The sequence below is a fragment of the Pseudomonas sp. IT-P258 genome, from assembly GCF_949767825.1.
Lineage (GTDB): Bacteria > Pseudomonadota > Gammaproteobacteria > Pseudomonadales > Pseudomonadaceae > Aquipseudomonas > Aquipseudomonas monachiensis.
Genome location: NZ_CATKPU010000043.1, coordinates 289,473 through 305,070, shown reverse-complemented (window position 1 = coordinate 305,070; position 15,598 = coordinate 289,473). Strand labels below are relative to the sequence as shown.

Here is a 15,598-nt window from a genome sequence, read left to right as displayed (position 1 = left end):
TCACTGCGCCTTGCCGCGCAAATCGAACACTGGCGCGTCGCTGGCCGGTTCGAACAACCCGCGCGCCTCGGAAGGCAGCAACAGCGAGTTGTTTTCCCCCGCCCCTGATTTGCTCAAGTCACGCAGCGCGTTGTAACGCTGCTGGCTGACCTGAGACAGGTCTTCCTTGCTGCGCACGATGGTCGGGCGCAAGAACACCATCAGGTTGCTTTTGGTCTGGGTGTCGCGGCTCCAGCGGAACAACGCGCCGAGGTAGGGAATGTCTCGCAGCAGCGGCACGCCGCTTTTCTGGGTGCGCACGCTGTCCCTGATCAGGCCGCCGATCACGATGATTTCGCCATCGTCGGCGAGAATGGTGCTCTTGAGTGCTCGCTTGTTGGTGATCAGGTCCGAGGAATCGATGCCCGACACCGACGGCGCGATGTCCGACACTTCCTGCTCGACCTCCAGGCGCAGCGTCGAGCCTTCGTTGATGTAAGGCTTGATCTTCAGGCTGATGCCGACGTCCTTGCGCTCGACGGTGGTGAACGGATTCTCCGCGCCGTTGCTGTTGGTGGCGTAGGAGCCGGTCTTGAACGGCACGTTCTGGCCGACGATGATTTCGGCTTCCTGATTGTCCAGGGTCAACAGGCTCGGCGTGGACAGCAGGTTGCTGTGGGTGTTGCTGGCCAGGGCCGAAATCAGCGCACCGAAGCGGTCGCCGCCCAGTTGCAGGATCGCCCCCTCCGGCGCCGATCTTTTCTCGTCGAACTTCAACCCGCCGACGATCGGAATGTCGGTGCCGGGAAAGTTGATGAAGCCCTTGGCGTCACCTGTGCTGAGGTTCCACTGCACACCGACGGCCTCAGCGATGTCGCCGGAGATTTCGACGATGGCGGCATGGATCAACACCTGGGCCCGTGGCTGGTCCAGCTGGCGCACGATGTTTTCGATGGTCCGTACCTGCGCCGGCTCGGCGATCAGCACCAGCGCGTTCTGGCTTTCGTCGGCCTTGATCATGAAGCTTGCACCGCCAGACGTGTCCTTGGCGTTGCCGATGGCGGATGTCTGCTTTCTGCCCTGCCCCATCGACTCCAGGATCTCGGCCAACTGCTTGGCATCGCTGTGACGCAGGCGAATCACCCGGGCATTGTCGAGGGTCGTGGTAGCCGGCGTATCGAGACCTCGGGCCAGTTCGATCAAGCGCTGGCGAACGACCGGCGGGCCAATGAAAACCAGGCGATTGGTCCTGGTGTCCGCCAGTACCTGTATCGCTGAATCGGTATTGCGCTTGCCCATGGAGGCCTCGATAACCGGCGCGACATCGCCCGCCAGGGCATGCTTGAGCGGGACCACCGCGTGCAGGTTGTTCTGACCGGAGTCCAGTTCGCGGATCACCCGCGCGATGCGCTTCACATTGGCAGCCGTGTCGGTCAGCACCAACGCATTGGCCGACACCGAAGGGCCGACATAACCATTGGCAGACACCAACGGTCGCACCAGCCCGGCGATATCGGAGGCACTGCTGGTGTTCAAGCCGATGACTTCGGTCACGAACTGCGACGCCGTAGTGGTTTTCACCGTGCCCTGGCCGGCCCGGGTCTTGGCCTCGGCAACCGGGGTGATGAGGATCCGGTCGCCCTCATCAATCACCGTGAAGTGGTGGGCGTCGAGCACCGAATAGAACAACCGACGCACGCCTTCACGATCGAGGGCCTGTCGGGACATGACCGTGACGCGACCGGAGACTTTGGGGTCCAGCACCACGGTGGTCCCCAGAATGTTGGAGATCTCTTCGACGATGTCGCGCAGCTCTGCGTTGTTCATCGCCAGCTGCCATTTTTCTTCCTCGGCCAGAAGCGCGCCGTGGGAAAGCGTTACCACCATGGCGACGAAAAAAATCACCGGTCGCAGTGCTTGCGCACCGAGAAAGCTATTCATGAACTTGATCACTCTGTCGACCCGGCAAGCGGGCTAAAAAAACGCGGAGAAACGCTGGGCACTTGGGGCTTGCCGTGGGGATCGAGCCGTTGCAGAAAATCCGCTGCGGGAGGCTGGAGCATCAATAGTTCCTCTCGGCCTTTGCTCCACAACACCGCGTGGTCGGGCTCGACGCGACGCAAGACGCTGCCACCGGGCAAGCGCTCGCCGACCTGGTAGATGCGCGCGCCTTGTGAGTCCGCCAGCAACACCCGGGACAAGCCATGAGTGACGACGAATCTTGCCTTCAAGGTCAGCGGTTCCGCGCTCGGCAGCAACTCGGCGCCCGTCGTCAGACCGAGCACCGTTGCAACCGCCGTTGCGTCAAGCGCTTGCCGGGGTGCGGGTGCGGTTCGCGAGGTTTCGACCGGCGCTGGCAGCATCAACTGTTCGCGATAGCGCCACTCCTGCCAGCCCAGGAACACCCCATAGGCCAGCGGCACGACCAGCAGGCTCGCCTTGCCCAGGAGCAAGACCAGTCCAGCCAAGCGTTCGCGCGAAAGCATCACCATGGCCTCACTCAAGTCGCCCGGCCCCAGGCTTGCCACACAGACGCAAAGACATCCGTTGCAGCACCCGGTGGTTGCAGGCCTCATGCACGATGACGGCACCGATGTGGACGGCCAACAGCAGCGACAACACCACACACGCCCACGTGTGGACCGTAACAAACAGGGCGATCAGGCATGGATCGCTTAACGGTTGAGCGATCCCGATAACCCCGAATACATTGATCGGGTGATCCATCATCAACACGCCGGTCACCAGGACGGCCCCGACGATGAGGTAAATCGAGGTCCACAGGATCACCGCCGCAGACAACCAATGCAGCAGCACGCGCAGTCTGGAATAACCCGAAACCGTCATTTTCAACTCGATCAACATCAAGGGAATAAAGCTTCAGGCGATCGGCTACCGATCGCCTGAAGTGCTACGAGGGGGACTTACAACTTGTTCCACGCCATGTGCCAGTGAGCACCGACACTCGGTTCGAAGCCGTTGGCGGAGGGGCTGTACTGCTTGCAGTAACCCGACTCGGGGAACGGTTTGCACTCAAAGACTTCGTTGGTCTTCGGATGCAGCACCTTGGTACCGGCTGTGTAGTCGCTGAGGCCTTCAGGGAACACGAAATCGTATTCGATGCCGGCGCCCTCACCGGTCAGTTGGGTGGTCTGGGTGTCCTGACGGGTCGTGCGGCCATCCAGGGTGGTGCCGACCAGGGTCAAGGTGTGCGCGCCCGGGTTGCTGCGCACATCCATGGACAGCGAGGTGGAGCCACTGGCCACTTGTGCCGAGGTGGTGCCTACCGGTTTGTTGTTCTGGTCGAGCAAAGTGGCTTCGACGTTCATCGCACGGTTCGCGATCATGCTGAAATCGACCTTCGCCCGGCCCTTATCCAGAACGTATTCGGCTTGCTGCGAGGCCACCGACATGCGCGCAGCGGTGTCCTCCTTCATGTCCAGTTGCACTTCGTAGCGCACTACCCCGCTTTCTTTTTGTGCGTAGAGGCTGTTGGTGCCTTTGACCGGCTCGACATTGCCGCTCTCGTCGCGGATACCGGCGCGAACAAGGGTGTGGGTCTGGTTGATTTTCTCTGCCAGCTTGAACGACCAGTTTTGCGGCGTGCCTTCTACAGCGTTATCGATGCTGATTTCGACACTGTAGTCCGGGCTCTCGCCATTGCCGGTGAATGCGCGGGCCTTGACCTTGTCGCCCACCAATAGCGCCGTCGAAGGCGCAATGCTGCCTACGGAGGACCAGCCGCCAGGCAGTTCAGGCTCCGCCAGGATGTTCAGATCCGTAGCGTTGTAGAACGCGGCATCGGTATCGCCCACGGTCCAGATGGCCAGGACGACGTGATGACCAGACTTGTCTGCCGGAATGTTGCAGTTGTGCTTGTCGCTGGACTCCGGACGCTTGTTGCCGCCGTCGATGGTGCAGAACGGCGTGCTTTCGAAAGTGGCGCGCTTGAGCGATTCGTTCGGATTCCAGCCGTTGCGGGTGATGAAATACTCGTGTTTGGTAGCCGGGTGAACCGCTGTGTAATGCCACTTGAAATCGATGTTGCGGTCCTTGATTTCAGTCAGGTGCCAACGGGTGGCGGACTGTGCATCCATGGCAGAAAACAGCGAGTGACCACCGCTGGCGATCTTGCCATCGACCGGCCCCTGCAAGGGAGCACCGCCGACGCCCGCCGGAAAGCCTTTGAAGGTTTCACCGACACTCTGCGGTTCGTACTGGGCGCCACCGCAGTTGGTGTTCAAGCCTTTCTGGCAAGCCAGCGCGCGCGACGGCGGCACTTCCAGATAGCCATGGGCGGAAACGGTTTGAGAGGCCAGCATTGCCGATAACAGGATCATCGATGAAGTGCAGGCCGTTAAAGCACTTCTTTTATCAAATGTAATTTTCATGATGTATTCCAGACTGCTTATCGAAAACAGGGCGCCTTGTGGGCGCCCCTGTTCGCTTCGTGATTGTTCGGCAATACGCCGGACAAGGGCCTGGAACCTTACGGGGATGGAGGAAAATTCTATGTAGGAGTAATCACCACGCGAGGCAGGAACAGTCTCTCCATGCCTCAATCCGACAAAAAAAGAAAACATTCTTACAGTTGGTGATGCTTTATTTTTTGAGCTTTTAAGCGGCACAAAAAAACCTGTCCGGCACGAGGCGGGACAGGCTTTGTGAAAACGGGCAATCGCTACTCGTGATACTGCGCCGACAGCTCATGTACCGCGCGCAGGAATGCACCAGCATGTTCCGGATCGACTTCCGGCGTGATGCCATGGCCGAGGTTGAATACGTGGCCGCTGCCTTTGCCGTAGCTGGCCAGGATGCGCCCGACTTCGGTACGGATGGCTTCCGGCTTGGCGTAGAGCACGGTCGGGTCCATGTTGCCTTGCAGCGCGACCTTGTCGCCAACACGGGCACGGGCGCTGCCGATGTCGCAGGTCCAGTCCAGGCCCAGTGCGTCGGCGCCGGCATCAGCGATGCTTTCCAGCCACAGGCCACCGTTCTTGGTGAACAGGATGACCGGCACCTTGCGACCTTCGTGTTCGCGGATCAGGCCGCTGACAATTTTCTTCATGTAGGCCAGGGAGAACTCCTGGTACGCCGCCGCCGACAGGCTGCCGCCCCAGCTGTCGAAGATCTGTACCGCTTGCGCACCGGCCATGATCTGGCCGTTAAGGTAGCTGGTGACTGTCTGCGCGAGCTTGTCCAGCAGCAGGTGCAAGGCTTGCGGGTTGTCGTAGAGCATGGTTTTGGTCTTGCGGTAGTCTTTCGACGAGCCGCCTTCGACCATGTAGGTCGCCAGGGTCCACGGGCTGCCGGAGAAACCGATCAGCGGTACGCGGCCGTTCAGTTCGCGGCGGATGGTGCTGACCGCGTCCATCACGTAACCCAGGTCTTTGTGCGGATCAGGAATCGGCAGGGCTTCGATGTCGGCCAGGGTGCTGACGACTTTCTTGAAGCGCGGACCTTCACCGGTTTCGAAATACAGACCCTGCCCCATGGCATCGGGGATGGTCAGGATGTCGGAGAAGAGGATCGCCGCATCCAGCTGTGGATAACGGTCGAGCGGCTGCATCGTGACTTCGCAAGCGAACGCCGGGTTCATGCACAGGCTCATGAAATCGCCGGCCTTGGCACGGCTGGCGCGATATTCAGGCAGGTAGCGACCGGCCTGACGCATCATCCACACGGGGGTGACGTCTACGGGTTGCTTGAGCAGGGCGCGCAGGAAACGGTCGTTCTTCAGGGCAGTCATGTCGGCATCCGGAAAAAAAGTGAGGGCATTTTCTCAGAGCCGGGAGCAAAAGGCACGGTTGCAGGTCAGCCTTTTGTCTATCGGGTCAATTTGTCGCGGTGGAATGCAGTATTTGACTCACCACAAAACGACTGTGGGAGCGAGCTTGCTCGCGATGAGGGCTTCACATTCAACATCTCTGCTGACTGATCCACCGCTATCGCGAGCAAGCTCGCTCCCACAGGGGGTATTACATTTAGTTCCGGGGCGGGGTTACACGCCCAGGTAATCCAGGATCCCTTCGGCGGCATTACGGCCTTCGAAGATCGCCGTCACCACCAGGTCGGAACCGCGCACCATGTCGCCACCGGCGAAGATCTTCGGGTTGCTGGTCTGGTGCTTGTACTGACCTTGTTCCGGCGCCACCACGCGGCCCTGGCTGTCGGTCTGGATTTCGAACTGCTCGAACCACGGAGCCGGGCTTGGACGGAAACCGAAAGCGATGACCACGGCGTCGGCCGGGATGATCTCTTCGGAGCCCGGGATCGGCTCGGGGCTACGGCGGCCACGGGCGTCCGGCTCGCCGAGACGGGTCTCGACCACCTTCACGCCTTCGACCTTGTCTTCACCGACAATGGCGATCGGCTGGCGGTTGTAGAGGAATTTCACGCCTTCTTCCTTGGCGTTCTTCACCTCTTTGCGCGAGCCCGGCATGTTCGCTTCGTCACGACGATAGGCGCAGGTCACCGACTTGGCGCCCTGGCGGATCGACGTACGGTTGCAGTCCATCGCCGTGTCGCCGCCGCCGAGTACCACGACCTTCTTGCCTTTCATGTCGACGAAATCTTCCGGCGACTTTTCAAAGCCCAGGTTGCGGTTGACGTTGGCGATCAGGAAATCCAGCGCGTCGTACACGCCCGGCAGGTCTTCCCCGGCAAAGCCGCCCTTCATGTAGGTGTAGGTGCCCATGCCCATGAATACCGCATCGTATTCTTCGAGCAGTTGCTCCATGGTCACGTCCTTGCCCACCTCGGTGTTGAGGCGGAACTCGATGCCCATGCCAGTGAAGACTTCGCGACGATTGCTCAGCACGGTCTTTTCCAGCTTGAACTCGGGGATGCCGAAGGTCAGCAGACCGCCGATTTCCGGGTTCTTGTCGAACACCACCGGGGTCACGCCGCCGCGCACCAGCACGTCGGCACAGCCCAGGCCCGCAGGCCCGGCACCGATGATCGCGACACGCTTGCCGGTCGGCTTGACCTTGGACATGTCCGGGCGCCAGCCCATGGCGAACGCGGTGTCGGTGATGTACTTCTCCACCGAACCGATGGTCACCGCGCCGAAGCCGTCGTTGAGGGTGCAGGCACCCTCGCACAGACGATCCTGCGGGCACACCCGGCCGCAGACTTCCGGCAGTGTGTTGGTCTGGTGCGAGAGTTCGGCGGCCTGGAGGATGTTGCCCTCGGCCACCAGCTTCAGCCAGTTGGGAATGAAGTTGTGCACCGGGCACTTCCATTCGCAATACGGGTTACCGCAACCCAGGCAGCGGTGGGCCTGGTCGGCCGACTGCTGGGGTTTGAAGGGTTCGTAGATTTCCACGAACTCTTTCTTGCGTTGACGCAACAGTTTCTTCTTCGGATCCTTGCGCCCGACCTCGATGAACTGGAAGTCATTATTCAGACGTTCAGCCATTTTAAAACCTCATCAAACTCTTCAGGCGCATATCACTGCGGGTTGGCACGGGTGCTGGAAAGCAACGATTTCAGGTTGGCAGCCTTGGGCTTGACCAGCCAGAAACGACGCACGTAATCATCGAGGTTCTCGGCGAGTTCACGACCCCACTCGCTGTCGGTCTCCTCGACGTACTCGTTCAGCACGCGTTGCAGGTGGCTGCGATAGGCTTCCATCGCCTCGCCGCTGATCCGCTGGATTTCCACCAGTTCGTGGTTGACCCGGTCAACGAAGCTGTTGTCCTGGTCGAGCACGTAGGCGAAACCGCCGGTCATGCCAGAGCCGAAGTTGTACCCGGTCTTGCCCAATACGCAGACGAAGCCACCGGTCATGTACTCGCAGCAGTGATCGCCAGTGCCTTCCACAACGGTGTGGGCACCGGAGTTACGCACGGCGAAACGCTCGCCCGCGGTGCCGGCGGCGAACAGCTTGCCGCCAGTGGCGCCGTACAGGCAGGTGTTGCCGATGATGGCACTGTCCTGGGTGCGGTAGACGCTGCCCTTCGGCGGAACGATGACCAGCTTGCCGCCGGTCATGCCCTTGCCGACGTAGTCGTTGGCGTCGCCTTCCAGGTACATGTGCAGGCCACCGGCGTTCCATACGCCGAAGCTCTGCCCTGCCGTGCCCTTGAAGCGGAACGTGACCGGCGCGTTGGCCATGCCCTGGTTACCGTGTTTACGCGCGATTTCGCCGGAGATCCGTGCGCCGATGGAACGGTCGCAGTTGCAGATATCCAGGTCGAACTCGGCGCCGCTCAAGTCGTTGATTGCCGTGGAGGCCATGTCGACCATTTTCTCGGCCAGCAGGCCCTTGTCGAACGGCGGGTTGCGTTCAACGCCACAGAACTGCGGCTTGTCCGCCGGTACGTGGTCGCTGCCCAGCAACGGAGTCAGGTCCAGGTGATGCTGCTTGGCGGTCTGGCCTTCGAGGACTTCCAGCAGATCGGTACGGCCGATCAGTTCTTCGAGGGAGCGCACGCCCAGCTTGGCCAGCCACTCACGGGTTTCTTCGGCGACGTAGGTGAAGAAATTCACCACCATGTCGACGGTACCGATGTAGTGATCCTTGCGCAGCTTCTCGTTCTGGGTCGCGACGCCGGTGGCGCAATTGTTCAGGTGGCAGATACGCAGGTATTTGCAGCCCAGGGCGATCATTGGCGCGGTACCGAAGCCGAAGCTTTCAGCGCCGAGGATCGCAGCCTTGATCACGTCGAGGCCGGTTTTCAGGCCGCCGTCGGTCTGTACCCGGACTTTGCCGCGCAGGTCATTGCCGCGCAGGGTCTGGTGGGTTTCGGCCAGGCCGAGTTCCCACGGAGCGCCCGCGTATTTGATCGAGGTCAGCGGCGATGCGCCGGTTCCGCCGTCGTAGCCGGAGATGGTGATCAGGTCCGCATAGGCCTTGGCCACACCGGCGGCGATGGTACCGACGCCCGCTTCTGCTACCAGCTTCACCGAGACCAGCGCCTTCGGGTTGACTTGTTTCAGGTCGAAAATCAGCTGCGACAAGTCTTCGATCGAATAGATGTCGTGGTGCGGCGGTGGCGAAATCAGGGTCACGCCCGGCACTGCGTAACGCAGCTTGGCGATCAGACCGTTGACCTTGCCGCCTGGCAGTTGACCACCCTCGCCGGGCTTGGCGCCCTGGGCGACCTTGATCTGCAGCACTTCAGCATTGACCAGGTATTCCGGGGTTACACCGAAACGGCCGGTGGCAACCTGCTTGATTTTCGAGCTCTTGATGGTGCCGTAGCGCGCCGGGTCTTCGCCGCCTTCACCGGAGTTGGAGCGCGCACCGAGGCGGTTCATGGCTTCGGCCAGGGCTTCGTGAGCTTCCGGCGACAGGGCGCCCAGGGAGATACCGGCGGAGTCGAAGCGCTTGAGCACCGATTCCAGTGGTTCGATCTCGCTGATGTCCAGCGGCGTGTCCAGGGTTTTGACTTTCAGCAGGTCGCGGATCATCGACACCGGGCGGTTGTCCACCAGCGACGTGTATTCCTTGAACTTGCTGTAGTCGCCCTGCTGCACAGCGGCTTGCAGGGTGCTGACCACGTCCGGGTTGTAGGCGTGGTACTCGCCACCGTGGACGAACTTCAGCAGGCCGCCTTGCTGGATCGGCTTGCGCGGGCTCCAGGCTTCGGTGGCCAGGGCTTTCTGCTCGGCTTCGATGTCGACGAAACGCGCACCCTTGATGCGGCTTGGCACGCCACGGAAGCTCAGGTTGCAGACTTCCTCGGACAGACCGATGGCTTCGAACAACTGCGCACCGCGGTACGAGGTGATGGTCGAGATGCCCATCTTCGACAGGATCTTGAGCAAGCCTTTGGTGATGCCTTTACGGTAGTTCTTGAACACCTCGTAGAGGTCGCCCAGTACTTCACCGGTACGGATCAGGTCGCCCAGCACTTCGTAGGCCAGGAACGGGTAAACGGCAGAGGCGCCGAAACCGATCAACACGGCGAAGTGATGCGGGTCACGCGCAGTCGCGGTTTCCACCAGGATGTTGGAGTCGCAACGCAGGCCTTTTTCGGTCAGGCGGTGGTGCACAGCACCTGTGGCCAGGGACGCGTGGATCGGCAACTTGCCAGGGGCAATGTGACGGTCACTCAGCACAACCTGGGTACGACCTGCGCGCACGGCTTCTTCAGCCTGATCGGCGACGTTGCGGATCGCCGCTTCGAGGCCGACGCTTTCGTCGTAGTTCAGATCGATGATCGCGCGCTCAAAGCCCGGACGATCGAGGTTCATCAGCGAGCGCCACTTGGCCGGGGAAATGACCGGCGAGCTGAGGATCACGCGCGAAGCGTGTTCCGGCGACTCCTGGAAGATGTTGCGCTCGGCACCGAGGCAGATCTCCAGCGACATGACGATGGCTTCACGCAGCGGATCGATCGGCGGGTTGGTGACCTGCGCGAACTGCTGGCGGAAATAGTCGTACGGCGTGCGCACGCGCTGGGACAGCACGGCCATCGGCGTATCGTCGCCCATCGAGCCCACGGCTTCGTAGCCCTGTTCGCCCAGTGGACGCAGCACCTGGTCGCGCTCTTCGAACGTGACCTGATACATCTTCATGTATTGCTTGAGCTGATCGACGTCGTAGAACGCCGAACCGTGGTCGTTGTCTTCCATGGTCGCCTGGATGCGCAGGGCATTCTTGCGCAGCCATTGCTTGTACGGATGACGGGACTTCAGACGGTTGTCGATCGCGTCGGTGTCGAGGATCTGGCCGGTTTCGGTGTCCACGGCAAAGATCTGGCCCGGGCCAACGCGGCCTTTGGCGATCACGTCTTCAGGCTGGTAGTTCCAGACACCGATTTCCGAGGCCAGGGTGATAAAGCCGTTCTTGGTGGTGACCCAACGCGCCGGACGCAGACCGTTACGGTCGAGCAGGCACACCGCGTAACGACCGTCGGTCATTACCACGCCGGCCGGGCCGTCCCACGGTTCCATGTGCATCGAGTTGTATTCGTAGAACGCACGCAGATCCGGGTCCATGGTTTCGACGTTCTGCCACGCAGGCGGAATGATCATCCGCACGCCACGGAACAGGTCGATGCCGCCGGTGACCATCAGCTCCAGCATGTTGTCCATGCTCGAGGAGTCGGAACCCACACGGTTGACCAGCGGGCCGAGTTCTTCCAGGTCCATCAGGTCGTTGGTGAACTTGGTGCGACGGGCCACGGCCCAGTTGCGGTTGCCGGTGATGGTGTTGATCTCGCCGTTGTGCGCCAGGAAGCGGAACGGTTGAGCCAGCGGCCATTTCGGCAGGGTGTTGGTGGAGAAGCGCTGGTGGAACACGCAAATCGAGGTTTGCAGGCGCTCATCGCTCAGGTCCGGATAGAAGGCGGTCAAGTCCGCCGGCATCATCAGGCCTTTATAAATGATGGTCTTGTGGGAAAAGCTGCACACGTAGTGGTCGGTGTCGGCGGCGTTGGCCACGGACGAGCGACGACGGGAAGTGAACAGCTTGACGGCCATGTCCTGATCGCTCAAGCCTTCACCACCGATGAACACTTGCTCGATCTGCGGCAGGCGCTCAAGGGCCAGGCGGCCGAGGACGCTGGTGTCGATCGGCACTTTGCGCCAGCCGACCAGTTGCAGACCGGCGGCCAGGATCTCGCGGTTCATGTTCTCGCGAGCGGCTTCGGCCTTGACGGGGTCCTGGTTGAAGAAAACCATGCCCACAGCGTATTGCTTGGGCATTTCGACGCCGAAGGTTTCCTGGGCGATGGCTCGCAGGAACACGTCCGGCTTTTGAATCAGCAGACCGCAACCGTCACCGGTCTTGCCGTCGGCATTAATCCCACCGCGGTGGGTCATGCAGGTCAGGGCCTCGATGGCCGTTTGCAAAAGGGTATGACTGGGCTCGCCCTGCATATGAGCAATCAGGCCGAAACCGCAGTTATCCTTGAATTCATCTGGTTGGTACAGACCTGCTTTCATAGACACTTTCTCACCAGGCTGCTTCTCTCGAAGCAAATTTCTTTTCAATTCAACCACTTACCAACCGCGCCGAACGTACGCCAGCTTTGCGGGGGCAAAAGGGAGGTCATTGTACACACCGACACGGAGGCTCACAAATTTGACGACGAAATGTCGCAAATCTATGTCGCATTTGTGAAAGGTTTAAAGCGATCTGCTGTGCTAGTCAAAACTTTTTTTAATTCTGACCGCAACGACTCAAAGACTACTGTGACGCAGACACCACAAGGCACGCAGCCCGGAAGGTTGCGCGCACTTGTAGAAATTTTGAGGTGCTTGGAGAGGCGGCCTGGGTAAGGCCGCCGAATCTTCAGCGAGTTGTTGCCAGTTCCTGTTGGACGCTGGCGACAGTGCGAGGCCAAGGTTTACCAGCCTGAACCTTCGCTGGCAAGGCCTTGATGGCGGAAACGGCTGCATCACGATTGGCGAAGCTGCCGTAGGTGATCACGTAGAGCGGCTTGCCATTGAGGACTTTCTTGAAATAACGGTACTCGCCGCCCTGCTCCTTGACGAAGCTTTGCGCGGCGGTCTCGGAGCTGGTGCCGAGGATTTGCACCACGTAGTTACCCGGTGCCTGACCAGCGTACCAGGTACCGCCAGCAGCTTTGGCCACCGGAGCGGATTTCTCCGCGGGCTTGGCCGCCGCGGCAACGACTGGCTTGGCTGGCGCTGGAGCAGGCTTGGCCACTGGAGCAGGCGCAGGCTTGGCAGTGGCGACCTGAGTCGGCGCAGGTGTCGGCTTGGCCGCTGGTGTCGGCGCAGGGCCGGCAGGTACACCCGCTGGTGGTGCAGTAGTCGTGACTGTCGGCGGCGTAGCGCTGGAGCCTTCTACCGGAACGCCATCATCGCCTTCGGTGATGCCGCCCGCGGCTTCAGCCAGTGGGGCGCGCATGACCGGTTGCGAGTTACCGACCAACGGCAATGGCATCGGCTGCGTGCTGCCGGCGAATTCGACGGCCGGAGCACCGCCATTCGCGGCTGGCTGACCCTGGCCAAGCGGCAGTTGCGCCTGTTCATTGGTCGGTGCACCGGTGGTCGGCGCCTTGTTGCGACCCGGAATCAACCAGGCGGCAGCTACCGCGACCACGACCACGGCGGAAATCGCCAATACGTGTTTCTTCGGCATATTGAACCCCATTTTTGGACGCTTGACCGCTGAGCGGCTGGCGATCATGGCTTCGATCATTGCATCGCGGGCGACCTGATTGATGCTGCCAGGCCAGCCTTCGGAGCTTTCGTGAATATCAGAGATCTGATCCGCGGTGAAAAGTTCGATACCGCGACCCGCGCCTTCGAGCCGCTGCTCCAGATATTCGCGGGTTTCTTCTTCGGTGTAGGGCTGCAACTCGATGACGTGGAAGCGCTCTTCCTCGAGATGCAGAGCCTCAAGTTGACCGATCAGCGAGGTCTCACCGAACAGGAACACATGCGGGCGACCCTCAGGCGCGCCGGCAGCCAGGACCATCAGAGTCTCAAGGGCGGATTCGTCGAGTTGTTCGGCGTCATCGACCAGCAGATAGACTTCTTGCCCGGTCAGTGCGAGTTGCACCACTTGGGCCAGAATCGCGTCGGCATCAGCCTGGCCGACGTTCAGTGCCTGGGCCACCTGACGCAGCACACCGGCCGCATCGCCGGCGCCGCGGGCAGAAACCACCACACTTTGTACCGATTGCTTGTTGGTGCTGGCGACCAGGGCCTGACGCAACAGGGTCTTGCCACTGCCTTCGGGGCCAGTGACTACCAGCAGCAACTGGCTGTAGCGGGCCAGGTGATGCAGTTGTCCCAGCACGGGTTTGCGCTGGGCCGGGAAAAATTTGAAGCCAGGTACCCGTGGAGCAAAAGGGTCATGACTCAACTGGTAATGGCCGAGGAAAGCCTCGTCGGCATGCAAACTAGTCATCGTGTTCTTATTAACCTTTAAGCTGAGCCAGGGCGCGGTAGTCTGCTCCCAGCGTGGCCTGTAGAACCTCTTTCGGATAATCGTCGGTCACCACCGCTTCGCCCATGTGGCGCAGCAGCACCAGGCGCAAACGACCGTCGATCACTTTTTTATCAATGGACATATGTTCGAGGAAATCGGCTTCTGTCATCTCTTGCGGCGGAATGACCGGCAGCCCCGCACGCTGGAACAGACGAATACCGCGATCACGCTCCTGCTCGCTGATCCAGCCGAGTCGCGCGGACATTTCCAGCGCCATTACGGTGCCAGCAGCCACTGCCTCACCATGAAGCCATACACCATAGCCCATGTGGGTTTCGATGGCGTGGCCAAACGTATGGCCCAGGTTCAAAGTGGCACGAACGCCCGTCTCTTTCTCATCGGCACCGACCACCGCCGCCTTGGCCGCGCAGGAGCGCTCGATGGCATAGGTCAGGGCTTGCTGGTCCAGACTGCGCAGGCGGTCAACGTTGTCTTCGAGCCAGGTCAGGAACGGCTCATCACAGATCAGCCCGTACTTGATGACTTCGGCCAGCCCGGCGGACAGCTCGCGCGCCGGCAAGGTGTTGAGGCTGGCGGTATCGATCAGCACCACGTTCGGCTGATAAAAGGCGCCGACCATGTTCTTGCCCAGCGGATGGTTGATCCCGGTCTTGCCGCCCACCGAGGAGTCGACCTGCGACAGCAGCGTGGTCGGAACCTGGATGAAATCGACGCCGCGCTGGTAGCAGGCGGCGGCAAAGCCGGCCATATCACCGATCACACCGCCACCGAGGGCGATCACCGTGGTGCGCCGATCATGCCGGGCGGTCAGCAGGCCGTCGAAAATCAGTTGCAGGGTTTCCCAGGTCTTGAAGGCTTCGCCGTCGGGCAGCACCACGGAAATCACCGAGAACTGCGCCAGGCTGCGGGTCAGACGCTCGAGATAGAGCGGCGCAACCGTCTCGTTGGAGATGATTGCTACTTGCCGTCCGCGAATGTGCGGGGCCAGCAGCTCAGGCTGATCCAACAAACCTTCGCCAATATGAATCGGGTAGCTGCGCTCGCCCAGATCGACCTTGAGTGTCTGCATGTGTCCCCACAGTGAAGATGGAATCAGGCGTTCTGCCCTGAGTTAACGAATATCCACGGCCTCATCTGGTGTGACGCCGTTCGGTAGCCATCCGCCACAACCTGGAGTGGTCCTGGCGGACGCCGAGGATAGCGCATTTCCCGCGGCGCTTTAACGGGGTGGCAACTGCTGCAGGCGCTCCAGAATGTCGAGTACGACCATTCGTGGCGGCCGCTCATCGGTTTCGACCACCAGGTCGGCAATTTCCCGATAAAGCGGATCGCGGATCGCCAGCAGATCCCGAAGGGTCTTGGCGGGATCAGCGGTACGCAACAATGGCCGATTGCGGTCGCGAGACGTGCGGCCGACCTGTTGCTCGACCGACGCATGCAGATAAACCACACGCCCACCGGCATGCAGTGCCCGACGATTGGCTTCGCGCATGACCGCGCCCCCGCCTGTCGCCAGCACCACACCGTCGTAATCGCACAGCTCGGCAATCATTGCCTGCTCGCGATCACGAAAGCCCGGTTCGCCTTCCTTATCGAAGATCCAAGGGATATTGGCGCCCGTGCGCAATTCAATTTCCTTATCGGAATCTTTGAATGGCAGGCGCAGCTCTTTGGCCAGCAACCGGCCGATGGTGCTTTTTCCAGCACCCATCGGTCCAACAAGAATCAAATTTCGCACAG

The 15,598-nt window shown here is 60.8% G+C and carries 10 protein-coding genes; all 10 read right to left on the bottom strand.

Annotated features, from left to right (window positions below; translation table 11 throughout):
* The 10 genes from gspD to aroK all read right to left on the bottom strand — a co-directional run bounded on the left by gspD (nucleotide 1) and on the right by aroK (nucleotide 15,596).
* Complete coding sequence (gene gspD / locus ACM6G4_RS17275; protein WP_414914179.1) at nucleotides 1-1,920, bottom strand: type II secretion system secretin GspD; 1,920 nt, start codon at nucleotides 1,918-1,920, stop codon at nucleotides 1-3.
* Nucleotides 1,921-1,928: 8 nt separating this feature from the next.
* Nucleotides 1,929-2,471, bottom strand: coding sequence for a hypothetical protein (locus tag ACM6G4_RS17270; RefSeq protein WP_414914178.1), 543 nt, complete (start codon nucleotides 2,469-2,471; stop codon nucleotides 1,929-1,931).
* Between the two features lie 4 nt (nucleotides 2,472-2,475).
* The gene (locus ACM6G4_RS17265; protein WP_414914177.1) at nucleotides 2,476-2,844 is read right to left on the bottom strand and encodes a cytochrome b/b6 domain-containing protein; all 369 of its coding nucleotides are present in this window, start codon (nucleotides 2,842-2,844) and stop codon (nucleotides 2,476-2,478) included.
* A 59-nt stretch (nucleotides 2,845-2,903) separates the two neighbouring features.
* On the bottom strand, nucleotides 2,904-4,370 hold the full coding sequence (gene gbpA, locus ACM6G4_RS17260) for an N-acetylglucosamine-binding protein GbpA (RefSeq protein WP_414914176.1): 1,467 nt from the start codon (nucleotides 4,368-4,370) through the stop codon (nucleotides 2,904-2,906).
* A 290-nt stretch (nucleotides 4,371-4,660) separates the two neighbouring features.
* Nucleotides 4,661-5,728, bottom strand: coding sequence for a uroporphyrinogen decarboxylase (gene hemE, locus ACM6G4_RS17255; RefSeq protein WP_056725688.1), 1,068 nt, complete (start codon nucleotides 5,726-5,728; stop codon nucleotides 4,661-4,663).
* A 252-nt stretch (nucleotides 5,729-5,980) separates the two neighbouring features.
* Nucleotides 5,981-7,399 carry an FAD-dependent oxidoreductase gene (locus ACM6G4_RS17250; RefSeq protein ID WP_007975602.1) on the bottom strand — a complete coding sequence of 473 codons (1,419 nt, stop codon included), beginning with the start codon at nucleotides 7,397-7,399 and terminating at the stop codon, nucleotides 5,981-5,983.
* A 32-nt stretch (nucleotides 7,400-7,431) separates the two neighbouring features.
* Nucleotides 7,432-11,877: a glutamate synthase large subunit gene (gltB, locus tag ACM6G4_RS17245; RefSeq protein WP_414914175.1), complete on the bottom strand. Its 4,446-nt coding sequence runs from the start codon at nucleotides 11,875-11,877 to the stop codon at nucleotides 7,432-7,434.
* A 349-nt stretch (nucleotides 11,878-12,226) separates the two neighbouring features.
* Nucleotides 12,227-13,816 (bottom strand): AAA family ATPase, encoded by a 1,590-nt coding sequence (locus ACM6G4_RS17240; RefSeq protein WP_414914174.1) that lies wholly within the window; start codon nucleotides 13,814-13,816, stop codon nucleotides 12,227-12,229.
* Nucleotides 13,817-13,826: 10 nt separating this feature from the next.
* Nucleotides 13,827-14,927: a 3-dehydroquinate synthase gene (gene aroB / locus ACM6G4_RS17235; protein ID WP_056725692.1), complete on the bottom strand. Its 1,101-nt coding sequence runs from the start codon at nucleotides 14,925-14,927 to the stop codon at nucleotides 13,827-13,829.
* Between the two features lie 150 nt (nucleotides 14,928-15,077).
* Nucleotides 15,078-15,596: a shikimate kinase AroK gene (gene aroK, locus ACM6G4_RS17230; protein ID WP_056725695.1), complete on the bottom strand. Its 519-nt coding sequence runs from the start codon at nucleotides 15,594-15,596 to the stop codon at nucleotides 15,078-15,080.
* Nucleotides 15,597-15,598: the final 2 nt, after the last annotated feature.